Annotated in this window: 19 protein-coding genes and 1 pseudogene; 15 read left to right on the top strand and 5 right to left on the bottom strand. The window is 72.1% G+C overall.

Annotated elements, in window-relative coordinates:
- Window positions 1–85: 85 nt before the first annotated feature.
- The 7 genes from O1G22_RS44020 to O1G22_RS43990 are packed head-to-tail and all read left to right on the top strand — an operon-like array spanning window position 86 to window position 7126.
- The gene (locus O1G22_RS44020) at window positions 86–1240 is read left to right on the top strand and encodes an inositol-3-phosphate synthase (protein ID WP_270086880.1); all 1155 of its coding nucleotides are present in this window, start codon (window positions 86–88) and stop codon (window positions 1238–1240) included.
- On the top strand, window positions 1237–2091 hold the full coding sequence (locus O1G22_RS44015; RefSeq protein WP_270086879.1) for an SCO3242 family prenyltransferase: 855 nt from the start codon (window positions 1237–1239) through the stop codon (window positions 2089–2091). Before O1G22_RS44020 ends, O1G22_RS44015 begins: the two co-directional genes overlap by 4 nt.
- A complete protein-coding gene (locus O1G22_RS44010) occupies window positions 2088–2981 on the top strand; it encodes a sugar phosphate isomerase/epimerase family protein (RefSeq protein ID WP_270086878.1) in 894 nt (297 codons plus the stop codon). The genes O1G22_RS44015 and O1G22_RS44010 overlap by 4 nt, the downstream gene beginning before the upstream one ends.
- Window positions 2978–3679, top strand: a complete 702-nt coding sequence (locus O1G22_RS44005) for an EboA domain-containing protein (RefSeq protein WP_270086877.1) — start codon at window positions 2978–2980, stop codon at window positions 3677–3679. Before O1G22_RS44010 ends, O1G22_RS44005 begins: the two co-directional genes overlap by 4 nt.
- Entirely contained in the window at window positions 3679–4554 is an 876-nt protein-coding gene (locus tag O1G22_RS44000; RefSeq protein ID WP_270086876.1) for a TatD family hydrolase, read from the top strand. Before O1G22_RS44005 ends, O1G22_RS44000 begins: the two co-directional genes overlap by 1 nt.
- Window positions 4554–5723 (top strand): metabolite traffic protein EboE, encoded by a 1170-nt coding sequence (eboE, locus tag O1G22_RS43995; protein WP_270086875.1) that lies wholly within the window; start codon window positions 4554–4556, stop codon window positions 5721–5723. Before O1G22_RS44000 ends, eboE begins: the two co-directional genes overlap by 1 nt.
- Entirely contained in the window at window positions 5720–7126 is a 1407-nt protein-coding gene (locus tag O1G22_RS43990) for an alkaline phosphatase family protein (protein WP_270086874.1), read from the top strand. The genes eboE and O1G22_RS43990 overlap by 4 nt, the downstream gene beginning before the upstream one ends.
- A gap of 71 nt (window positions 7127–7197) precedes the next feature.
- On the opposite strand, the gene O1G22_RS43985 is transcribed toward O1G22_RS43990, so the two are convergent.
- Window positions 7198–8094, bottom strand: coding sequence for an aromatic prenyltransferase (locus O1G22_RS43985; protein ID WP_270086873.1), 897 nt, complete (start codon window positions 8092–8094; stop codon window positions 7198–7200).
- 210 nt (window positions 8095–8304) lie between these two features.
- Between O1G22_RS43985 and O1G22_RS43980 the strand changes: the two genes are divergently transcribed.
- Window positions 8305–9360 carry a methyltransferase gene (locus O1G22_RS43980; RefSeq protein WP_270086872.1) on the top strand — a complete coding sequence of 352 codons (1056 nt, stop codon included), beginning with the start codon at window positions 8305–8307 and terminating at the stop codon, window positions 9358–9360.
- 131 nt (window positions 9361–9491) lie between these two features.
- Window positions 9492–11000: a multicopper oxidase family protein gene (locus O1G22_RS43975; RefSeq protein ID WP_270086871.1), complete on the top strand. Its 1509-nt coding sequence runs from the start codon at window positions 9492–9494 to the stop codon at window positions 10998–11000.
- Between the two features lie 21 nt (window positions 11001–11021).
- On the opposite strand, the gene O1G22_RS43970 is transcribed toward O1G22_RS43975, so the two are convergent.
- Together O1G22_RS43970 and O1G22_RS43965 are read right to left on the bottom strand one after the other, a co-directional pair.
- On the bottom strand, window positions 11022–11345 hold the full coding sequence (locus O1G22_RS43970) for a 2Fe-2S iron-sulfur cluster-binding protein (RefSeq protein WP_225102092.1): 324 nt from the start codon (window positions 11343–11345) through the stop codon (window positions 11022–11024).
- A gap of 150 nt (window positions 11346–11495) precedes the next feature.
- On the bottom strand, window positions 11496–12446 hold the full coding sequence (locus tag O1G22_RS43965) for a LysR family transcriptional regulator (protein ID WP_270086870.1): 951 nt from the start codon (window positions 12444–12446) through the stop codon (window positions 11496–11498).
- A 203-nt stretch (window positions 12447–12649) separates the two neighbouring features.
- On the opposite strand from O1G22_RS43965, the gene O1G22_RS43960 reads away from it, so the two are divergent.
- The 4 genes from O1G22_RS43960 (at window position 12650) to cydC (ending at window position 18734) form a co-directional block, all read left to right on the top strand.
- Entirely contained in the window at window positions 12650–13963 is a 1314-nt protein-coding gene (locus O1G22_RS43960; RefSeq protein WP_270086869.1) for a cytochrome ubiquinol oxidase subunit I, read from the top strand.
- Between the two features lie 31 nt (window positions 13964–13994).
- Window positions 13995–15026 carry a cytochrome d ubiquinol oxidase subunit II gene (gene cydB, locus O1G22_RS43955; protein WP_270086868.1) on the top strand — a complete coding sequence of 344 codons (1032 nt, stop codon included), beginning with the start codon at window positions 13995–13997 and terminating at the stop codon, window positions 15024–15026.
- 42 nt (window positions 15027–15068) lie between these two features.
- Complete coding sequence (gene cydD / locus O1G22_RS43950; protein WP_270086867.1) at window positions 15069–16760, top strand: thiol reductant ABC exporter subunit CydD; 1692 nt, start codon at window positions 15069–15071, stop codon at window positions 16758–16760.
- Between the two features lie 222 nt (window positions 16761–16982).
- Window positions 16983–18734, top strand: a complete 1752-nt coding sequence (gene cydC, locus O1G22_RS43945) for a thiol reductant ABC exporter subunit CydC (RefSeq protein ID WP_270086866.1) — start codon at window positions 16983–16985, stop codon at window positions 18732–18734.
- 79 nt (window positions 18735–18813) lie between these two features.
- Here the strand turns inward: cydC and O1G22_RS43940 are convergent, their stop codons facing one another.
- Window positions 18814–19371: a DinB family protein gene (locus O1G22_RS43940; RefSeq protein ID WP_270086949.1), complete on the bottom strand. Its 558-nt coding sequence runs from the start codon at window positions 19369–19371 to the stop codon at window positions 18814–18816.
- A 746-nt stretch (window positions 19372–20117) separates the two neighbouring features.
- On the opposite strand from O1G22_RS43940, the gene O1G22_RS43935 reads away from it, so the two are divergent.
- Window positions 20118–20651, top strand: coding sequence for a hypothetical protein (locus O1G22_RS43935; protein ID WP_225102086.1), 534 nt, complete (start codon window positions 20118–20120; stop codon window positions 20649–20651).
- A 139-nt stretch (window positions 20652–20790) separates the two neighbouring features.
- Here O1G22_RS43935 and O1G22_RS43930 read toward each other — a convergent pair whose 3' ends face one another.
- On the bottom strand, window positions 20791–21900 hold the full coding sequence (locus tag O1G22_RS43930; protein WP_270086865.1) for an SMI1/KNR4 family protein: 1110 nt from the start codon (window positions 21898–21900) through the stop codon (window positions 20791–20793).
- 50 nt (window positions 21901–21950) lie between these two features.
- On the opposite strand from O1G22_RS43930, the pseudogene O1G22_RS43925 reads away from it, so the two are divergent.
- Window positions 21951–22954 (top strand): annotated as a pseudogene (locus tag O1G22_RS43925) (IS5 family transposase).
- Window positions 22955–23049: the final 95 nt, after the last annotated feature.

The raw sequence follows: 23049 nt of genomic DNA, 5'->3' as shown, positions 1-23049 counted from the left end.
GCCACGGCCGGCGTACCCGGCCCGGCCCGCGGCGGCACCGGACATCCGCAGGACCCATCCCTGTGCTCGTGATCGGAGGACATTCGTGCGTGCTGGCATCTGGCTGATCGGCGCCCGAGGATCCGTCGCCACCACCAGCGTGGTCGGAGCGCTCGCGCTGCGCGCCGGGCTGGCCGACCCGGTGGGCTGCGTGACCGCCCATCCCGCGCTGGACGTGTCGGCCCTGCCCGGCTACGGCGACCTGGTCTTCGGCGGTCACGACGTGACCCAGGACCCGCTGACCAAGAAGGCCGAGCAGCTGGCCGCCGCCGGCATCGTGCCGGCCCGGCTGGTGCAGGCGCTGGAGCAGGACCTCGACGAGGTGGAGGCGAACCTGCGGCACGCCCCGGCCGGCGCCACGCAGGCCGAGGCCGCCGCGCTGATCTCGGCCGACATCAAGGCGTTCGCCGCGCGGCACCGCCTCGACCGGGTCGTGGTGGTCAACGTGTCCTCCACCGAACCCGCTCCCCCACGGCACCCCGCGCACGCCGACCTCGGCACGCTGGCCGCCGCGATGGCCGCGCCGGGCACGGTGCTGCCGCCCAGCTCGCTGTACGCCTACGCCGCGTTCGACGCGGGCTGCTCGTACGTGGACTTCACCCCCTCCACCGGGGCCCGGCTGCCGGCCCTGGCCGACCTCGCGGCCGAGCGTGGCCTGCCCTACGCCGGCCACGACGGCAAGACCGGCGAGACGCTGCTGAAGTCGGTGCTCGCGCCCATGTTCGCGATGCGCAACCTCGCGGTCCGCTCCTGGTCGGGCATCAACCTGCTCGGCGGCGGGGACGGCGCCAGCCTGACGGACCCGCGGGCCAACGCCGCGAAGACGGCCAGCAAGCAGCGGGTGCTGCACGAAACCCTCGGCTACGCGCCCGACGGCGACACCCGCATCGACTACGTGGCCGACATCGGCGACTTCAAGACGGCGTGGGACCTGATCACGTTCGACGGCTTCCTCGGCACGGGCATGTGCATGCAGTTCACCTGGCAGGGCTGCGACTCGGCCCTCGCGGCCCCGCTCGTTCTCGACCTGGCCCGGATCACCCTGGCCGCGCACGCGGCCGGGGACACCGGCCCGCTGGCGCCGCTCGCGTACTTCTTCAAGGACCCGCTGGGCGACGTCGACCACGCGCTGCACGCCCAGTGGGAGGCGCTGCGCACGTACCTGGCCGGGCTCGCGGCCGAGACCGGCGGCGGCCGATGACCACGCCACGGGACCTCATGGAGCTGGTCCGCGCGCCCGCCGCGCTGTCGGTACCCGGGGACGCCATGGCCGGCGCCGCCGCCGCGGGCGCCCTCGGGCCGCGTACGGCCGGACTGTCCGCGGCCGCGGTCTGCCTGTACTGGGCGGGGATGGCGGCCAACGACTGGGCGGACCGGGACCTGGACGCCGGGGAGCGTCCCGGCCGGCCGATCCCGTCCGGCCGGGTGGCGCCGCGCGCCGCCCTGGGCGTCGCGGCCGGGCTCAGCGCGGCCGGGCTCGCCCTGTCCGGCCTGGCCGGCGGCCGCCGGGCGCTCGCGGTGGCGGTGCCGCTGACCGGCGCGGTGTGGGCGTACGACCTGAAGCTGAAGGGCACCGCGGCCGGCCCCGCCGCCATGGCCGCCTGCCGCGGACTCGACGTGCTCCTCGGCGCCAGTGCGCGCCGGGGCGGCTGGCGGCGCGCGCTCGCGCCGGCCCTCACCGTCGCCGCGCACACGTACACGGTCACCGCCCTGTCGCGCCGGGAGGTGACCGGCGCCGGCCGGCTGCTGCCGGGCGCGACGCTGGTCGGGACGGCCGGGGTCGCCCTCGCGGCCTCGGGGCGGGCGCCGCGGCCCGGGCTGGTCCGGTCGCTGGCCGCCTGGTACGCGGCCGGGTACGGGGACGCCCAGGTCAAGGCGCTGGCCACGCCGGACGCCGGCAGCGTACGGGCGGCGGTCGCGGCCGGGATCACCGGCCTGCCCGCGCTGCAGGGCGCGCTCGTCGCGCGGTCGGCGCGTCCCGGCGCCGCCGCTGCGGTGGCCGCCTGCGCACCGCTCGGCCGGGCCCTGGCCGGCAGGGTGTCGCCGACATGAGCGCCGCCGGGACCACCGTGCGGTTCGGGTACGGCACCAACGGGTTCGCCAACCACCGGCTGGAGGATGCGCTCGCCGTCATCGCCGATCTCGGCTACGAAGGCGTCGCGCTCACCCTCGACCACCACCACCTCGACCCGTTCGCCGAGGACCTGCCCCGCCGCACCGAGGCCCTGGCGGCGCGGCTGGACCGGCTCGGGCTCGGCGTCGTCGTCGAAACCGGTGCCCGGTACCTGCTCGACCCGTGGCACAAGCACGCCCCGACCCTGCTCGACGACGAACCCGCGCTCCGGCTGGACTTCCTGCGGCGGGCCGTACGCATCGCAGCGGACCTGGGGGCGGAGGCCGTCTCGTTCTGGGCCGGTGTCCGGCCCGCCGCGGTGCCGCGGGAGCGGGCCTGGGACCGCCTGGTGCGGGGCTGCGCCGAGGTGGTGGCCGCGGCGGACGCGGCGGGTGTGCGGCTGGGTTTTGAACCGGAGCCCGGCATGCTGGTGGAGACGATCGACGACTGGTTCACGCTGCGCGGCAGGCTCGGCGCGCCGGGCTGCTTCGGCCTCACCCTCGACATCGGGCACCTGCGGTGCGTCGAGCCGCGGCCGGTGGCGGACTGCGTGGCCATGGCCGGTCCGCACATCGTCAACGTGCAGATCGACGACATGCGGCGGGGTGTGCACGAGCACCTGGAGTTCGGGACCGGCGAGATCGAGTTCCCGCCCGCGCTGCGCGCCCTCGCCGAAGCCGGGTACGGCGGGCTGACGGCCGTGGAGCTGCCCCGCCACTCCCATGCCGCGCCCACGGTCGCACGCGACTCGCTGGCGTTCCTCACCGCCGCCCGCGCCGCGGCCGAGGCTCTGGGCTCAACCCGTGAAGCGGAGGAGGTCCCGCAGTGACCGGCGGACATCGCACAGACGCACTGGTAGACATACTCGAAGACCTGAAGGACCGGGTCGCGGACCCGGCGTGGCTGGACGAGGCCGAGCGGCGGGTGACGCAGGACCCGGCCGCGATCGCCGCGCTGTTCCCCGCCGTGGGCAGGCGGTGCGGCCGGGGCCCGCTCCCCCGCACCGGCCCCGGACCGGCGGGCTGGACCGTCGACGACGCAGCCCGTGTCCTGCTGCTGACCGCGCTGCCGCTGGGCGGCGCGGCGCTGGCCGAGCAGGTCGGCACGCTGTACCGGTACGGCGGTGCGGCCGAGAAGCGCGCGGTGCTCCGCGCCCTGCCCGGCCTGGACATCGGGTCCGGCGCGGTGGACCTGCTGCACGACGCGATCCGCACCAACGACCCGCGGCTGGTCGCGGCCGCCGTAGGACCGTATGCCCGCCATCTCGACGACGGGATGTGGCGGCAGGCCGTACTCAAGTGCGTGTTCATGGAGATATCACTGACCGCGGTGGCCGATCTGGACCGGCGCGCCGACGGCGAACTGGCCCGGATGCTGGCCGACCTGGACGACGAACGGCGTGCCGCCGGACGGACCATGCCCGACGACGCGGTCGCCCTGCTGGCGCTGATCGGCGACCCGATGCCGGCCCGGTCCGGCGAGCGGGCACCGGCACGGCCCGGCGAGCGCGAGGAGGAGGCAGTCTGATGCGCATCTTCGACCCACACATCCACATGACCTCTCGGACCACCGACGACTACGAGCGCATGGCGGCGGCCGGGGTGCGCGCACTGGTCGAGCCGGCCTTCTGGCTCGGCCAGCCGCGCACCAACGCCGGGTCGTTCACCGACTACTTCGACGCGCTGACCGGCTGGGAGCCGTTCCGCGCGAGCCAGTTCGGCATCCGCCATCACTGTGCCATCGCGCTGAACCCCAAGGAGGCCAACGACCCGCGCTGCCGCGAGGTGCTCGGTGTGCTGCCGCGCTACCTGGCGATGGACGGGGTGGTGGCGGTGGGCGAGGTCGGCTACGACTCGATGACGCCGGAGGAGGACGAGGTGTTCGCGGCCCAGCTCCAACTGGCCGTCGAGCACGGTCTGCCGGTGCTGGTGCACACCCCGCACCGCGACAAGCAGCGCGGCACCCGGCGCACGCTGGACGTGCTGAGGGAGTCCGGCATCGAGCCCGGACGGGTCGTCGTCGACCATCTCAACGAGGTGACCGTGGGCCTGGTCGCCGACAGCGGCTGCTGGATGGGGTTCTCCATCTACCCGGACACCAAGATGTCGCCGGACCGCATGGCGGCGGTGCTGCGCGCGTACGGGCCGGACCGGATGCTGGTGAACTCCGCCGCAGACTGGGGCCGCAGCGACCCGCTGCTCACCCGGAGCACGGGGCAGGCCATGCTGGCCGCCGGCTTCACCGACGACGACGTGGACCGGGTGCTGTGGCGCAACCCTGTGGAGTTCTACGGCCAGTCCGGACGGCTGGAGATCGCCGGGACGGAGGCCGGGGCGGCGTCCGGGGCGAACGTGCCGGCCCCGGTGTTCGCCGGCAACTCCATCGCCCGCGGGGGCAGCTGATGCGGCTGCGGCATCGGGACGGGCAGACGATTCACCTCGGTTACTGCACCAACGTCCACGCCGGCGAGGACCTGCCCGAGATCGTCGGGCAGCTCGACACGTACGCGGTGAGTGCACGCCGGGTGCTGGGCGCCGACCGGCTCGGGGTCGGGCTGTGGCTGGCCGCGCCCGTCGCCGCGCAGCTCGCCGCCGACCCCGCCGCGCTGGCCGGGCTGCGCCGGGACCTCGACGCGCGCGGGCTGGAGGTCGTCACCCTCAACGGCTTCCCCTACGGCGCCTTCCACGCCCCGGTGGTCAAGCACGCCGTGTACCGGCCGGACTGGCTGACCGGCGAACGCATGGACTACACGGTCGACCTGGCCCGGGTGCTGGCCGGGCTGCTTCCCGACGACGCCGCCCGCGGCTCGGTGTCCACGCTGCCGCTGGCCTGGCGCACGCCCTGGACGGCGCGGCACCGGGCGGCGGCCGGGCGGCGACTCGCCGAGCTGGCGGACCGGCTGGCGGCCGTGCACGCGCGCACCGGGCGGCTGATCCGCGTCGGGTTCGAGCCGGAACCCGGCTGCGTCATGGAGACCACCGAGCAGGTGGTTGCCGGGCTGTCCGGCATCGACACCCGTTACCTCGGCGTGTGCCTGGACCTGGCTCACCTGGCGTGCGGGTGGGAGGACCCGGGCGCCGCGCTGGCCCGGCTGGCCGGGGCGGGCCTGCCGGTGGTGAAGGTGCAGGTGTCCGCCGCCCTCGGCGCCGACCATCCGGAGCAGGCCGCGACGGGCGCCGCGCTGCGCGGGTACGCCGAACCCCGGTTCCTGCACCAGACCCGCTCCGCCGCCGGGCAGGCCGCCGACGACCTTCCCGAGGCGCTCGACGCCGGCTTTCCGGGGCCGTGGCGGGTGCACTACCACGTGCCGCTGCACGCCGCCCCGCAGCCGCCGCTGCACGCCACCCTCGACGTGCTGCGCGGTGCGCTGGCCGGGCTCGTCGGCGGCGACACGGCCGTATGCGACCACCTGGAGGTGGAGACGTACACCTGGAACGTGCTGCCGCCGGACCAACGTCCCACCGGCCCCGACCGGTTGGCCGAGGGCATCGCCGCCGAGGTGGCCTTCGCCCGGGACGAACTGCTCGCCCTGGGCCTGCGTGAACAACTCGTGAGGGAGATGATCCAGTGACCCCCCGGCCCACCCCTCTCGTCGTGCTCGACGTCGTCGGGCTCACTCCGCGTCTGCTCAGGCACATGCCGCGGCTGGCCGCGATCGCCCGCACGGGCTGGCAGGCCCAGCTCGCCCCGGTCCTGCCCGCGGTCACCTGCTCCGTGCAGGCCACGCTGCTCACCGGCGCACCGCCGAGCGAGCACGGCATCGTCGGCAACGGCTGGTACTTCCGCGACCTCGGCGAAGTCCTGCTGTGGCGCCAGCACAACGCGCTCGTGGGCGGGGACAAGCTGTGGGACGCGGCACGCCGCCGCCATCCCGGGTACACGGTCGCCAACATCTGCTGGTGGTACGCGATGGGGGCGGACACCGACTGGACGGTGACCCCGCGCCCGGTCTACCACGCCGACGGCCGCAAGGACCCCGACTGCTACACCGATCCCCCGGAACTGCACGACGAACTCACCGCCTCGCTGGGTACGTTCCCGCTGTTCAGCTACTGGGGTCCGGGCGCGGGCCTGGCCTCGTCCGAGTGGATCTGCCGCGCCGCGCAGCAGATCATGGCGCGTCACGATCCGGACCTGACGCTGGTGTACGTACCGCACCTCGACTACGACCTGCAGCGGTTCGGCCCGTACGGGCGCAAGGCCGCGTCCGCCGCGGCGCGCCTGGACAAGGTGCTCGGGCCGCTGCTCGACGCGGCCCGCGAGCGCGGCGCGACCGTGGTGGCGCTGTCGGAGTACGGCATCACCCCGGCCAGTCGTCCCGTCGACGTCAACCGCGCGCTGCGCCGCGAGAACCTGCTGCGCGTGCACACCCAGGCCGGCATGGAGTACCTGGACCCGTGGACGTCGCGCGCGTTCGCCGTCGCCGACCACCAGATCGCGCACGTATACGTCGCCGATCCCGAGGACCTGCCCCTGGTGCGCAAGCTCTGCGCCGGCCTGCCCGGCGTCGCCGAGGTGCTCGGCCAGGAGGAGAAGGCGGCGCAGGGTCTGGACCATCCGCGGGCCGGGGACCTCGTTCTCGTCGCCGAGCCGGACGCCTGGTTCACCTACTACTACTGGCTCGACGACGACCGCGCCCCGGACTTCGCCCGGCTGGTGGAGATCCACCGCAAGCCCGGCTACGACCCCGCCGAGCTGTTCTTCGACCCCGCGGCGCCCCTCGCCGCCAAGGCCCGGACCGCGATGGCGCTGGCACGCAAGAAGCTGGGCATGCGGTACCTGATGAACGCGATCGGCCTGGACGCGGGCGCCGCCGCCGTACGCGGCACCCACGGCCGACTGCCCGCCGACCCGCAGGACGGCCCGGTACTGCTGTGCTCCGACCCCCGCGGCGCCCGCGAACGCTATGCGGCGACCGAGGTCAAAGAGCTGCTGCTGGCCCTGGCGTCGCCGGGCGGCGGCGGGCGGCTCTGATGGGTGAACCGGGTCGTCGGTGGGGACGACCGCGTCGGCGACCTCGGTGGGCGAACGGCCCTCGGTCCGCCTCAGCTCGCGGCGCGGACCCGGTCGTGCGCTTCGGCGGCCATCTGGTAGTAGGCGGCGAGCTTGTAGTACTCCTCGCCGGGCGACAGGGCGCCGGCGTAGACGAGGACACGGTCACCCTCGTACGTGTACGGCGCGCTCCTGGCGAACTTCTCCAGTTGCGGCTCGACGCGGGCGGGAAGTGCCGCCGGGTCCGTGGTCCGCGTGGAGAAGCTGATCCGCTCGGTCTTCGTGCCGTCCCAGCGGAAGGTGGGGTACAGCGCCGACGAGGTCTCGATGAAGTCCAGCATCCGCTCGCTCGGCTCCGGCAGACCGAATTCGCGGAGCATCGGCAGGACGGTCGTGCGCCCGACGTGTTCGGCGGAGAGGCCGTTGAAGTACACGTTCCACGTCCTGCGCCGGTAGTCGATCGCGATGGCCGACACCTTGTCGTCCAGGCCGTACGCGGCGAACGTGCCCGCGTTGTCGGACAGGGCGCGGGGCATGGACGGGATTTCGGCGAGCCGGGCCAGTCCCTGCAGATCGCTCAGCGGGAAGAAGGCGTAGGCCTTGTTGAAGCCGCGGGTGATTCCGTAGTCGACGCCGAAGCTCTGCACGGGCAAGCGCGCCTGGATGTCCGGGAAGAGGCCGCGGACGGGATGGTCCGTCTCCTCGACCAGGCCGTGCGCCAGGGCGTGCGCGTAGGGGTCCCCGGCGCTCGGAGACATCATGAAGTCGAAGGACATCTCGCCGATGTGGCCCCCACTGGTCACCATGTTGAAGACGAGGGGGGAGGCGATGACGTCCTGGAACGCGGTCAGGGCGGGCCACATCCTGTCGTGCGAGCAGGGTATGTCCAGCAGCCCAGCCGCTTCCGACACCGCCGAATACACGCGTCCTATGTCGGCTTTTGCGGACATCAAACCCCCAGGTGTCGGTAGGAAACGTCGCCGAGCGGCACGTTCGGGCCGTACGGGTTCCATCATCGTCCGCGCGGCTCGCAGGCCCGTCGAGAAGTGCTTGCCGGGGGGCCGTACTCCGGTCTTCCTCAAGCGGAGTGCGACCGGCCGGACAGAGGCCGGGACGCACACACCAGGTCGATGACATCGGATGAGAGAGAGGCATTGTCGATGGCAGGCGCTCACCCCGAAACCGCGGACGTCCGGGCGTCGTCCGGCGCCACAGAGGCGGGTGAACTGGTCGAACTCGCCCTGGGATACGTGTACTCGGCGGCGCTGCACAGTGCCGCGCGGTTCGGCGTCGCCGACCATCTGGTGGACGGGCCACGCACGGCCGAGGAACTCGCCCCGGCCGTGGGCGCCCACGCGCCGCACCTGTACCGGCTGCTGCGGTTCCTCGCCACCAAGGGGGTCTTCCGCGAGGACGAGGCGGGCCGTTTCCACCTCACTCCGCTCGCCGAGCCGCTGCGCACGGACGCGGAGCGATCGCTGCGCGACTACCTCCTGGTGCGCGGTGAGGCGCCCTTCTGGGAGTCGGCGGGCCGGCTGCACGACGCGGTGCGCACCGGCACCACCGCCTTCGAGACGCTGTACGGCGTTTCGTTCTACGACCACGTAGCCGCCGACCGGGACTTCGGCAGGGCCTTCAACTCCAGCATGGCGGCGTTCTCCGACGCGCTGAGCGACGACGTGGCCGAGGCCTGCGACTTCTCGCGGGACAGGAGCGTCGTCGACGTGGGCGGCGGGCGCGGCGGCCTGCTGCGCTCGGTGCTGCGGCGCAACCCGCATCTGACGGGGGTCCTGTTCGACCGGGAGAACGTGGTGGCCGGGCATGTCCTCGACGCCCCGGAGCTGGCCGGCCGCTGGCGGGCCGAGTCCGGGGACTTCTTCGTCTCCGTGCCGTCCGGCGCCGACGTGTACCTCCTCAAGCAGGTGCTGGCCAGCTGGCCGGACGAGGAATGCCTGCGCATCCTGCGCTCGTGCGCCAGGGCCATGCCCGCGCACGGGCGGCTCCTCGTCGTCAACGCGATGATCCCGGCGGGCAACGAGCCCCACCCCGGCAAGACGGTCGACATGCTGATGATGACGGTCCTGAACGGCAGGGGCCGCACGCGCGCGGAGTACGAGGCGCTGCTCACGGCGGCGGGTTTCGAGGTCGTGGGCTTCCATGAGCCCTCGCCGCACGCGTCCGTGGTCGAGGCGGTCGTGGCCCTCGCGGCCGCGTGACACCTCGGCCGCACGGCTGCCGCCGCACCCGCCTCATCCAGCGGCACTCCAGAGTTCCCTGAGCGCAGTAGTGCAATGCTCTGCCACGTCTTTGAACTTCCATCACACGCGACACCCCACGGGGAGGGGACATGATCCAGCGCAGAACCGTCCTGAAGGCGGGGGCGGCGCTGACCGGCGCCCTCGGTGGTGCGGGTCTGCTGGTGCCCGCCGTGGCCGGGTCCGCACATGCCACCGATCTGGACCCGACCACCATCCCGCAGTTCGCGCAGGCGATGCCGGTGCCCGAGGTGCTGCAGCCGGTGTGCGACCTGGGCACGACCAGCTACTACGACATCAGCGTCGAGGAAGCGGACGCGGAGATCCTGCCCGGGCGGACCACCCGGGTCTACACGTTCAACGGGAGCTTCCCGGGGCCCGTCATCAAGGCGGTCTCCGGCCGGCGCGTCGTGGTCCGGCAGACCAACCAGCTGAGCGTGCCCACCTCGATCCACCTGCACGGTGCCCACGTGCCGCAGAGCAGCGACGGCTCCCCGGGAGACCTCATCGCGCCGCAGGGCGGCTCGAAGATCTACACGTACCCCAACGAGCAGCCGCACGCGAACCTGTGGTTCCACGACCACGCCCACCACCAGGAGTCGGAGACCGTCTACCGCGGGCTGACCGCCACGTACCTGCTCACCGATGACGTGGAGCAGCGCCTGAATCTGCCCTCGGGCCGCTACGACGTGCCGATCTCGCTGCGGGACGCGCGCTTCGACGACAGCGGCCAACTCGTGTACGAGATGGTCGACTTCAAGAGCCGCAACGTACAGCTGGCCAACGGCAAGGCATGGCCGTACTTCGAGGTCGAGGCGCGCAAGTACCGTTTCCGGCTGTTCAACACGTCCAATATGCGGTTCTACACGCTGCAGTTGTCCGACGGTTCGTCCTTCCAGCAGATCGGGACCGACGGCGGGCTGCTGGAGAAGCCGCTCGACGTGACGTCGGTGTCCCTGTCGCCCGGTGAGCGCGCCGACATCGTCATCGACTTCTCCCGCTACACCGCCGGCACCAAGCTGATCCTCACCAACACCGGACCGATATTTCCCGGCAACCCCGTCGACCAGGTCGGCAGGATCCTGCAGTTCCGGGTGACCGGTCCGGCCACTGACACCAGTGTGGTGCCCTCGGCCCTGCGCACGCTGCCCGCGCTGGGCAGCGCCACGGTCAACCGCAGCTTCGTCCTGAGCATCGACGAGACCGGTGCGACCGGGGACATGTACATCAACGGCAAGACGTACGACATGGACCGGATCGACACCGAGATCGAGTACGGTGCCACGGAGATCTGGACCGTGCACAACGGCGATGCCTACACCCCGCACAACTTCCACATCCATCTGGTGCAGTTCCGCGTGCTGGAGCGCAACGGCCAGCCGGTGACGTCCGGGCCGGAGTACGGGCTCAAGGACACCGTTGCCCTGATGCCCGGGGACACGGTGAAACTGCAGGCGACGTTCACGGGCTACGAGGGCACGTATGTGTACCACTGCCACGTGTTCGACCATGCGGCGATGGGCATGATGGGCAACTTCCGTGTCTCCAGATCCACCACGAGCAGCAGCACCCTCCGGCGTCAGGGCCACCGCCGTCGGTGAGCCGTCGGGCCGCCGTACGCGTCAGTTCTGACGTTCGGGGATGTGGACGATCAGTCCGTCCACCGCGTCGGTCACCTTCAGCTGGCAGCTGAGCCGGCTGTTGGGCCGGCGCGGGCTGGCGGTGAAGTCGAGCATGCCGTCCTCGCCCGGCTCGCGGGGTTCCAGCTTGTCGAGGGCGGCCCCGTCGACGTAGACGTGGCAGGTCGCGCACTGCATGTTGCCGCCGCACTGGGCGACGATGCCGTCGACGTAGTTGAAGACGGCGCCGCGCATGACGCTGGTGCCGACCGGGACGTCGACGGTCCGTTCGTCACCGTCGCAGGAGACATACGTGATCTTGGGCATGGCTGGACTCCCAGCGCTCGGCCGGCACGCGGCACGCAGGGTGACGCGGACACCGGCCGGGCGGCCGTCGAAGAAGGGTGGAGTACTGCTCAAGAGTCGGTGGGGACGCGACACCTCGCCAACCGGTACGGACCGTACCAGAGGATTTTTTCAGCGGCCATGTGGAGCTCGGCTTGAGGACCGCTCGGGCGTGTGGCGGCGCGGGTCGGGCAGACGGTGGGTCATGAACGGCCGGGAAGTGAGGAACTCCCGGAATCTCAGGGCGGCTTCGGACAGGTAGGCGTCGCGCCGCCAGACCAGGGTGAGCACCCGGTGGCAGGCGGGGGCGGCCACGTGCACCCAGGCCACCGGCACCCGGGTGTCGGTGCCGGCCTGCCGGGACATCGCCGGGATCAGGCCGATGCCGAGTCCGGCGCTGATCAGCACCTGGCTCGCGCCCGCCTCGTCGCCCTCGCAGGACACCACCGGGGTGAGCCCCTCGGAGGCGAACAGCCGGTCCAGCAGGGCGCGTTGCCAGTGGGTCTTGCGGGTGGTGACGAAGGGCTCGTCGGCGATCTCGCGGATCGTCACGCTCTCCCGGCCGTCCAGCCAGTGGCCGCGCGGCACGGCGAGCAGCACCTCCTCCCGGATCAGCTCGATCGACTCCAGGTTCGGGCCGGTCAGCGGCTGGGAGGCGACGCAGAAGTCGACCTCGCCGACGCGCAGCCGGCGTTCCATCTCCGCCGCGTCGGACTGGAAGAGCCGCACGTCGGCGCGGGGCTGGGCGGCGCGGAAGCTGCCGAGGACCGTGGTGATGGTCAGCAGGGTCTCGCAGGCGATGCTGACCCGGCCGAGCCCCAGGTCACCGGCCTCGCGGACGGCCCTGATGCCGTCGTCGAGCTCGCTGAGGGCGCTGTCGACATGGCGCAGGAACATCGTCCCGTACTCGTTGAGCCTGATCCCGCGGCCGTGCCGCTCGAACAGCGGGGAGCCGATCTCGCGCTCCAGGCGTGCGATGGTGCGGCTGAGCGAGGGCTGCGCGATGCCCAGTTCCTCCGCGGCGCGGCTGATGTGCTCAAGACGTGCTACAGCCTGGAAATAGCGCAATTGCAGCAGATCCACGGTCCACCTTCACTTATGCCTGTCGAGGCATCGTCCCATGGCTGAACCGGTCTTGGAAATGCATAAGCATTGTTCCTACGGTCTCAACCGAGGTCACCGCGCAGGTGACGGGCGACGGTGCCCGGTGCCTGTACACGCGACGCGAGGGCCCCGCGCACACATCCGTCCTCTTCCCGTCACCCCCCGGCAAGGAAGGTCCCGCCATGAGCGCTGCGGATCTGGCCCGGCTCCAGTTCGCGGCCACCACCGGAATCCACTGGCTGTTCGTGATCCTCACCATGGGTCTCGTCCCGCTCGTGGCCTTCATGCACACCCGGGCCGCCTATACCAAGGACCCCGCCAAGCGGGCCGTGCGCGAGCGCATGACCCGCTTCTGGGGCCAGCTGTACGTCATCAACTACGCGGTCGGCATCGTCACCGGCCTCGTCATGGAGTTCCAGTTCGGGCTCAGCTGGAGCGGCCTGAGCAAGTTCGCGGGCAACGTCTTCGGCGCCCCGCTCGCCCTGGAGACCCTCATCGCCTTCTTCGCCGAGTCCACGTTCCTCGGCATGTGGATATTCGGGTGGGGCCAGCTGCGCCGGGGCGTGCACGTCACGCTCATCTGGCTGGTCGCCCTGACCGCGTACGCCTCCGGGTACTTCATCCTCGTCGCCAACGGCTTCCTGCAGCACCCCGTCGGTTACGAGGTCCGCGGCAACGCCGCCTACCTGACCGACTTCGGGGCGCTGCTCACCAACGCCAACGCCCTGGTCGCCCTCGAACACATCGTGCTCGCCGCGCTCACCACCGGCGGTGTGTTCATGCTCGGCGTCAGCGCCTGGCACTTCGCCCGCGGCACCGAGGAGACCGAGCTGTTCCGCAGCTCGCTGCGGCTGGGCACCTGGGTGGCCATGCTCGCCTCCTTCTTCGTGGTCGTCGTCGGCCAGCTGCAGCTGCCGGTGATCAAGCGGACGCAGCCCATGAAGTACGCCGTCCTGAAGGACTCCGGCGTCGCCGAGGCGCAGCGCCGGCTCGTCGAGCAGCACGGGCCGGGCAACTATGTGCCGCACGAGAGCTGGGTGCACATCGGCATGGACTCGATGCAGATCATCGGCAACACCATCTCGACCATCACGTTCATCGCCGTGTTCCTGCTGCTGAAGGACCGGCTGGTGCGCTGGCTGGGGCGCAGGCGCTGGCTCGCCTGGACGATGGTCGCGATGATCCCGTTGACCTTCATCGCCTCGGTCGGCGGCTGGGTCGTGCGCGAGGTCGGACGTCAGCCCTGGCTGGTCTACGGCCAGTTGAAGGTCGAGGACGCCGTCTCCCACGTCAGCAGGACCTCCCTGATCGCCTCCTGCACCGTCTTCGTCGCGATCTTCGTCGCGCTGGCGGTCACCAACTGGACCCTGATCACCCGCTTCGCCGTACGCGGCCCCGACTCGGCCCAGATAGGCGCCACCGAACCGCTGCCCGAGGAGCTGCCCGAGGGCCCCGTGGGCGGCATCGACGACAAGCAGCCCGCCCCGGCGTTCTGAACCGGCCCTCGAACCGAAAGAGTTGAGCGACATGAGTCTGGAGACCGCCTGGCTGGGCGTGCTCGGCCTGATGCTCGCCGGGTACTTCGTGCTCGGCGGATACGACTACGGCGTACAGATGCTCCATCCCTTCCTCGGCGGCACCCGGGAGGATCAGCAGGCCGAGCGGAGCGGCCAGAACCCCGCGCTGGACGCCATCGCCCCGTTCTTCCTCGGCAACGAGGTGTGGCTGGTCGCCTTCGCGGGCGTGATGTTCGGCGCCTTCCCGCACCTGGAGGGCAACCTGCTGTCCGGCCTGTACCCGCTGCTCGTGGCCATCCTCGCCGGGCTGGTCCTCGGCAACGCGGCCGTCCAGCTGCGCCGCCGCTCCCGCGGTGCGGGCGCCCGGCGCGTCTGGGACGCGCTGGTCGTCGTCGGCGGCGCGGTGCCCGCCGTGTGCTGGGGACTGGTGGTGGGCCTGCTCCTGCACGGTGTGCCCCGGCGCGCCGACGGCACCTTCCACGTCGGGTACGGCGAGGTGTTCCACCCGTTCGTGCCGGCCTGCGGCGCGACCGTCCTGCTGCTGTTCGCCGCGCACGGCGCCGCCTTCGTCGCCGTACGCGCCACGGAGCCCGAACTGGTCGCCAGGGCACGGCAGTTGGGCGGCAGGCTGATCGCCGTGAGCGCGGTGGCGGGGCTGATCGCCCTGCTGCTCACCCTCTTCGGCGAGGGCGCCCACATGACGAACAAGACCACCTCCGTGATCCTCGCCGCCGCCGTCTTCGCGGCGTACGGCGCCGCCTGGTGGTCCCTGTCCACCGGGAACCACGTCCGCGCGTTCGTGTCCACCTGTCTGGCCACCGCGCTGCCGGTGCTCCTGCTGGGGGCGGGGCAGTACCCGTACCTGCTGATCACCAAGGCGGGCCACGGCCTGCACATCGACGACGCCATCACCGACCACGAGACGCTGAAGATCCTCAGTGTCTTCGGTGTCTTCATCGTGCCCACGATCCTCGCCTACCAGGCGTGGAGCTGGTGGGCCTTCCGGGGACGCACGGGGCGCCGTCATCTCAGCTACTTCTGAGCAACCGTCGGTGAGCCGCGGCCGGACGGGGAGGGAGCGCGCATGAAACCGGTCGAACGCCGCCTGGTGCGGGAACTGCCCGTGCTGCGGCGCCACTTGGCGACCTCCACGGCCACGGCGTTCCTCGCCGCGGGGCTCGTCGTCGCGCAGGCGACCCTGCTCGCGACGGTCCTCGCGGACGGCTTCGCCGGGCACGAGGCCGGCTTCGGGCTGCCTGCCGCGCTCGGCGCCGTCGTGGCGGGGCGGGCCCTGCTCGCCTGGACGCGCGGTGTGCTCGCGCACCGCGCCGCCGCCGACGCCAAGCACACGCTGCGCGAGCGGCTCACGGACCGGCTCAGCCGCACCGCGCCGCTCCGGCTGGCGTCCCGCCGCCACGGTGAGACGGCCACCTTGCTGCTGCGCGGCCTCGACGCCCTGGACCCGTACGTCACCGGCTCGCTGCCCACGACCGCGGCGGCCGCCGTGGTACCCGTCACGGTCCTCGCCTGGCTGTTCGCGACCGACTGGTCCTCGGCGCTGATCATCGTCGTCACGCTGCCGCTGATCCCGGTCTTCGGCGCGCTCGTCGGCCTGCACACCTCCCGGCGCACCGCCCAGCAGTGGCGGCTGCTGGCCCGGCTCGGCGGTCACTTCCTGGACGTCGTGGCCGGGCTGCCGACGCTGCGCGCGTTCGGCCGTGAGCAGTACCAGGCCCGGCGTGTCGGCGAGATGGCCGACGCCCACCGCAGGGCCACGATGCGCACCCTGCGGGTGGCGTTCCTGTCGTCCTTCGTCCTGGAGACGGTCGCCACCCTGTCCGTGGCACTGGTCGCCGTGCCCGTCGGACTGCGGCTGCTGGACGGCACGATGAACCTGCGTACGGCCCTGATCGTGCTGTTCCTCGCCCCCGAGGCCTATGTGCCGCTGCGGGCGATGGGCGCCGCGTTCCACGAGAGCGCCGAGGGCATCACGGTGGCCGAGCAGGTCTTCGCGGTCCTGGACGAGGACGAGGCCGGCGCCGGGCACCCGGCCGACCGTTTTCCGACACCCGACGCCCGCACGGCCCCCCTGCACATCGAGGACGTCACCGTCCACTACCCGGGCCGCACCACCCCCGCCCTGGACCAGGTGTCCCTGCACGTCGGCCCCGGCGAGCACATCGCCCTGGTCGGCCCCAGCGGCGCGGGCAAGTCCACGCTCCTCGCCCTGCTCCTCGGCTTCGTGACACCCTCGGCGGGCCGGATCACCGTCGGCGGCACCGATCTGGCCTGCCTCGACCCCGACGACTGGCGTGCGGGGCTGGCGTGGGTGCCGCAGCGGCCGCACCTGTTCGCGGCGTCCGTCGCGGACAACATCCGGCTCGGGCGCCCCGACGCGAGCGACGCCGAGGTACGGCAGGCGGCCCGGGACGCGTACGCCGACCACTTCATCGAGGCGCTGCCGCAGGGCTACGACACCCCGCTCGGCGAGCACGGCGCGGGCCTGTCCGCCGGTCAGCGCCAGCGCATCGCGCTCGCCCGCGCCTTCCTCAAGAACGCTCCCGTGCTGCTGCTCGACGAGCCCACCGCACACCTCGACCCCGACAGCGAGGCCGCCGTCACCCGTGCCACGGTGCGCCTCATGCAGGGCCGCACCGCGATCGTGGTGGCCCACCGCACGAGCCTGCTGCCGTACGCCGACCGGATCGTCACGGTGCGGGCCGGCCACATCGAGACGCCCCAACTGGTGCCCGCGGAAGGGCCGGTGACCGCATGACCACGCCCCCGGCGGCGGCAAGCCGCACCGACTCCGGCCCGAACGCCGCGGTGCGGCTCGCCCATCCCGAGACGCCCCAACTGGTGCCCGCGGAAGGGCCGGTGACCGCATGACCACGCCCCCGGCGGCGGCGAGCCGCACCGACTCCGGCCCGAACGCCGCGGTGCGGCCCGCCCATCCCGAGACGCCCCAACTGGTGCCCGCGGAAGGGCCGGTGACCGCATGACCACCCTGCACACGGCGGCCGTGAGCCGCACAGACCCCCGCCCGACGGCTGTAACCCCCGTCCGGCCCTCGGGCGGGTCCCGCCCCACCCTGCGCCTCGCACGCCACCTCGTGCCGTACTGGCGCAGGCTGCTGCCGGCCGCGCTCGCCGCGGCCGGCAGCGAACTGGCCGCCGCCGCGCTCATGGCCACCGCGTCCTGGCTGATCACGCGGGCCGCACAGCAGCCGCTGATCGCCTCGGTGAGCCTCGCGATCGTCGCCGTACGCGCCCTCGCACTGGGCCGCGGAGCCCTGCGCTACGTCGACCGGCTGCTCGGCCACGACGGTGTCCTGCGGGCCGTCGCGGGCTTCCGCACCCGGGTGTACGAGGCGCTGGTGCCCCTCGCGCCCGCGGGCACGCCCGCCTTCCGCAGCGGCGACCTGCTGACCCGCCTCGTCGACGACGTCGATGCCGCCCAGGACCTGCTGCTGCGGGTCCTGCTGCCGGTCGTGGCCGCCTGCGCGGTGTGTGTCGCCGCCACCACGACGGCCGCGCTGCTGCTGCCCCAGGCGGGCCTGTTGCTCGGGCCGCTACTCGCCGTGGCCGCCCTGCTCGTCCCGGCGGCGGTGCTCGCCGTGGCCCACCGGGCGGGCCGGGAACAGGCGGCGGTACGGGCCGAACTCGCCGCGCACGTCGTGGACTTGACCCAGGGTGCGGCCGACCTCGCGGCGTACGGCGCCCGGGACCGGGCCGCCGAGCGCGCCCGCCGGGCCGCCGCCCGCATCGCCCGCCTGGAACGGCACCGCGCCCTGACCACCTCGCTGGCCTCCGCCGTGCTCCTGCTGCTCCAGGGCACGGCCCTGGTCGCCGTCACCTGGACCGCGCTGCACGCCCACGCCGACGGGAGGCTGCCCTCCGTCCACCTGACGGTGCTGGCAGTCCTCGCTCTGGTGTCCTTCGAGGCCCTGGAACCGCTCCCGGCGGCCGCGTTCCGCCTCGCCGACGTACGCGCCCGCGCAGCCCGGCTGGCCGACCTCTTCGACACCCCGCCCCCGGTCACCGAGCCGGCCGCGCCCGCCGCACTCACCGCGGACGGCCCGCTCGGCGTGCAGATCACGAACCTGACGGTACGTCACACTGCGGACGCTCCCCCGGCACTGGACGGCGTGAGCCTGCACCTGTCGGCCGGCCGGCGCACGGTGCTGCTCGGCGCCAGCGGCTCGGGGAAGTCGACGCTGATCGCGGCGCTCATGCGGTTCGTCGACTACGAGTCCGGAAGCATCCGCCTCGCCGGACACGAACTGCGCGACTGCGCCGGTTCCGACGTACGGCGCGTGATCACCGGCATGACGCAGGACGCCCACGTCTTCCACGCCACGATCCGCGCCAACCTCCTGCTGGCCCGGCCCGGCGCCACCGACGCCGAGCTGCGCGACGCGGCGCGCCGGGCGCGGATCCTGGACTGGATCGAGTCGCTGCCCAAGGGCTTCGACACGTTCATCGGCCAGGACGGCACCGAGGTCTCGGGCGGCCAGCGCAGCCGGCTCCTGCTGGCCCGCGCCCTGCTCGCCGACCCGCCCGTCCTGGTCCTGGACGAACCCACCGAGGGCCTCGACCCCGACACGGCGTCCGCTGTACTGGCGGACATCCTCGATGCCACGCGGGGCCGGACGACCCTTCTGGTGACCCATGAGCGGGAGGGGCTGACGGCGGCGGACCAGGTGGTGAGGCTGGATGGGGGGCGGATCCTGGCCCGGGGCGCTGCCTGAACTGCCCCAGGCGGTTTCCGATGCACGTGCCGGAACGGGCACGTACACGCAGCGACGGCAGATCCGGCACACGATGCACTCAGCCCATGCTTTTGGCGCCGTCCAAAGACTCGCGGATGATGTCGGCGTGGCCGGCGTGCTGTGCGGTCTCGGCGATGATGTGCATCAGCACCCGGCGGGCCGACCACTGCGCGCCGGGCTCGAACCACGGGGCTTTCGGCAGCGGCTGCGTGGCCTCCAGGTCGGGCAGAGTGGCGACCAGGTCGTCGGTCCGACGGGCCACCTCGGTGTAGTCGGCCAGTACACCGGTCAGCGTCTCGCCGGGCAACAGCCGGAACTGGTCGGCCCGCCGGGCCCAGTCGGCCTCGGTCATGGCCGTGAAGTCCCCCATCGCCGCTGGGCCGTTCAGGATGAAGTCCACCCAGTTCCGCTCGACCGCGGCGACGTGCTTGATCAGGCCGCCCAGGCAGAGCTCGCTGGCGGTGGTCCGCAGCCCGGCCTGCTCGTCGGTGAGGTCACGGGTGGTGAAGCGCAGGAAGTGCCGGTGCTTGGCCAGCATCTCCAGCAGGTCGGCACGCTCACCGGTGACGGCCGGGGCCCCGGCCAGGTCGCGGGTGGTCGTCTCGTTGAAGGTCATGGTCTCCGCCTTCCGGTGTTCCTGTTCCATCGGTCGAGGACCACGCTACGAGGCATTGAGGTCAGATTCTGTCCTAAGGCGTCGTTTCCTTTGGCGTGATCGCTCATTGAGCGGTACATGACCGGTCTGATTGAGCGGTTGGTGCCGATGAGTGTCGAAGCCGTGGCGGCGGGCGAAGCCGGGCCAACGCGGGTCGTCCCGCTTGCCCTCGGTGGCCGGCAGCCCGTAGTCGCGGACCTGCTCGTGACGTGGTGGCGGAGAAGCTGCGGGTGAACGCGTTGACGCACGTGAACCAGCTCAAGGTCGAGGGCCATGCGCGCAGCCACATCCTCGGGCAGCTCCGCCGTGGTGACCCAGCCCCCTCGCACAGCGGGAAGACGGCGACGAGTTCCACCTGCCCCAGGCACCGTGAGGCGCCAGCCTGCCGGTACGGCTGTGATGTCTGAGACGCGGGCACACAACCTGCGCTCATCTCGGCCGCTGTGCACTGCGGCACCGGAACCCCCTCTTCACCGTGCAACTCGACACTCCACAAGAGACGTTGTCGCACCTAGACTCAAAGTTGACCAACAGCGCCACCCAGGTGTGTGAACTCGTGTGGGAAACGAGACTCCACTCGGCCACCCAAAAGCAGCCTGGTCGGCGGCCGCTTCGCGCAGCCAGCCCAAGCGGCGACGCACGACGCGCCAGAGACAACATCTAACGGCGCCCCACCAGCGGCACCACTCACAGGGGGGAAGTCACCCATGCTCACATTCCGCACAAGCCGACGCGCCATCGCCACGGCCGCCGCGACCCTGGCCCTCACCGGCAGCGCCGCCATCGGCGTCGGCAGCACCGCGCGGGCCGCCACCGCGCAGGCCACCCCGGCCAGTTGCACCATCATCGACATCGGCAACCCCGGCAGCATCAACATCGACACCATGTACGGCGGCCAGGTGGAGCAGCAGTACGACAGCTGCGGCAATGTCCGAGCCCACTTCCAGTACTCCTACAACTTCTGGAGCATCCACAGGGGCTTCGGAAGCTACCAGGGAAACCGCTATTCGGCGCACCCGTGCGTGCAGACGCTGAACTACGTGCCGCAGGCGTGCGCCACCGGCGACACGGTCGACGGCCCGACGCAGGACGTGTACACCGCGTGGGTGCCCATCCACTCAGCGAACCCCGACACCTGGCAGGCGGTCGTCACCAGTCCCACCGGCTGCTCCGAGGCCGGCGGCTCCTGGCACGCCTACGCCAATGGCGCCACCTGGGGCGATTACTCCTCCTGTTCTTGAGGTATCAGTGGCTGGTGGGGGTCACTCCGAATGCGGCGGCACGGGCATCGCCTCGACCGATACGTCGTACAACGCCGCCGCGAGCGCGACACCCGGCGCGCCGGCCGGACGGGCAACCGGTTGATCGCCGACCGGCAGCTCACCAGTAGGCGCGGTCGTCCCAGGACCGGAAGTCCGCGAACTCGACGGGGTCGTCGTCCTCGTCCAGAGCGGCGAACCCAGGCGTGACCAGCGTGCCGCGCTGCCAGTCGAGGAGGGTGTCGATCAGGCCGCCCTCCAGCGGCGGGCCCTGGTCCGCGTGGCGGGGCCAGACGATCAGCGGCCAGGTGTCGGGATCCCCGCCCTCGGTGAGCCAGCCGAGGTAGTCGCCGTCGATGGAGTTGGCGAAGGGGAGGAAGCCGCCGGGCTCGGGCCAGATGGCCAGCGGGTACCACTGCTCGTGGCCGTCCTTGAGCTGCCGGTAGGCGTCCACGGTGTCCTCGACGTGCGTGAGGAAACGCCGCTCGCCGGTCCGGAGCGGGGTGTGGAAACGCAGCCACCCGCTCCAGATGCCGGCGCCGTACCCGTCCATCAGCCGCACGTACTCCCCGGGCAGCCGTGTGCCCAGCTCGGCGAACAGCCCCTCCCAGGAGCCGTCTCCGAGGTACGGCCGCGCGGGTGGCGGCGACAGCAGCCGCAGGGCGTCCAGCCCGGTGCCGGTCTCCAGCGCGAGCCGGCGCTCGGCCTCGGTGAGCCGAGGCGGGACCGGCGCGGGCGGGGTCCACGGCTCGGCGTCGGGGAGGAAGGCGGTCCGCGCGACGGTGCCCGGCAACGGGCCCAGCAGCGGGCCGGGAGGAGAAGGGAGCTCCCAGGTGTCGCGGACGGTGTGCCGCAGATAGCCGGTGAGCGTGAGGCCGTACCGGTGCCAGCGCAGCAGGCCACTGCCCGGCACCGCCCCCGAGTGCCGCACCACCACGGTCCACTCGTCGGGGTCGTCGGAGGCCGAGGTGTCCCAGAACAGTACGTCGCTGCCCCGCGTGCAGCCCCAGGCCAGCAGGCCGCCGGGATCGGGGTGGAGCACGGGCCGCTCGGCCTCGGGCAGCTCCCGCGCCGCGATCCGCGCCTCCCGGTGCGTCGCGCGCAGCCACTCGCCGTAGTCGAAGCGGTCCCACTGGACGCACGGCACGTGGATCCACACGTACTCACCGAAGTCCAGCGGCCCGTACCGGTCGGCGAGCCGCTTGTAGGGCCTGTGTGGTGTCGTGATCAATCTTGCCGATCCGGGTCCCTCAGGACGGGGGATCCGGTAGGAAGACCATCGTGACACGCAGGCAACTCACCGACGAACAGTGGAAGTTGATCGAGCCGTTCCTGCCGATAGGCGAGTACGGACCGTACCCCACACGACTGCGGGATCAGTTCGAGGGGGTGATCTGGCGGTTCCGCACCAGCAGCCAGTGGCGGGAGATGCCCGGCGAGTTCGGACCGTGGCCGACGGTCTACGGCCGCTTCCGGGTGTGGAGGGACGCCGGAGTCTTCACCGCACTGCTCGAAGGCTTGATCACTGAGGCCGCCCGCCAGGGACAGACGGACTTATCCCTGGTCAGCGTGGACTCCACCACGGCCCGCGCTCACCACGACGCGGCCGGGATGCGCATCGGCAAGGAGGTCCTGGACGCCCTTGAGGAAGCCGCCGTCGAACAGGAACGGGCCCGGCAAAAAGGGGCGGCCCGCCAGAACAGAGCGGACAGCACGGCAGTGACGACCCCGAGCGCGAAGAGCGGCGGCACATCAGGCGACGGCGCAAGCTCCGCTTGAGCCAGGCCCTGCTCGGCAGATCCCGCGGTGGACTGACGAGCAAGATTCACCTGGCCGCAGACCGCAAGTGTCGTCCGCTGTCCCTCGTCCTGACCGCAGGACAGGCCGCCGACAGCCCGCAATTCGTCCCCGTGCTGCAGAAGGTGCGCATCCGTCTTCCCGTCGGGCGGCCCCGGACCCGGCCCGACGCTGTCGCCGCGGACAAGGCCTACTCCTCCCGTGCCAACCGCTCCTACCTGCGGAGTCGCAACATCAAGGCAGTCATCCCGGAGAAGACGGACCAGGCCGCCAACCGGAAGAAGAAGGGCAGACGGGGCGGTCGCCCCACACGCCACGACGCCGAGCTCTACAAGGAGCGCAACACCGTCGAGCGCCTGATCAACAAGCTAAAGGCCTGGCGGGGCATCGCGACTCGACACGACAAAACACCCGAGAGCTACCTCGCCGGCCTCCACCTCCGTGCCTCGATGATCTGGATCAACGACCTCCTGAAGGCAACCGGTTGATCACAACATCACACAGGCCCTAGTCGGCCGGCAGCCGCAGTCCGAGCCAGTCCTCGACGGCCGCCCAGTCGATGGGGACGGGTGAGGGCGGGCGT

This window comes from Streptomyces camelliae, assembly GCF_027625935.1.
Lineage (GTDB): Bacteria > Actinomycetota > Actinomycetes > Streptomycetales > Streptomycetaceae > Streptomyces > Streptomyces camelliae.
This window is presented reverse-complemented; position numbering and strand designations above follow the sequence as displayed.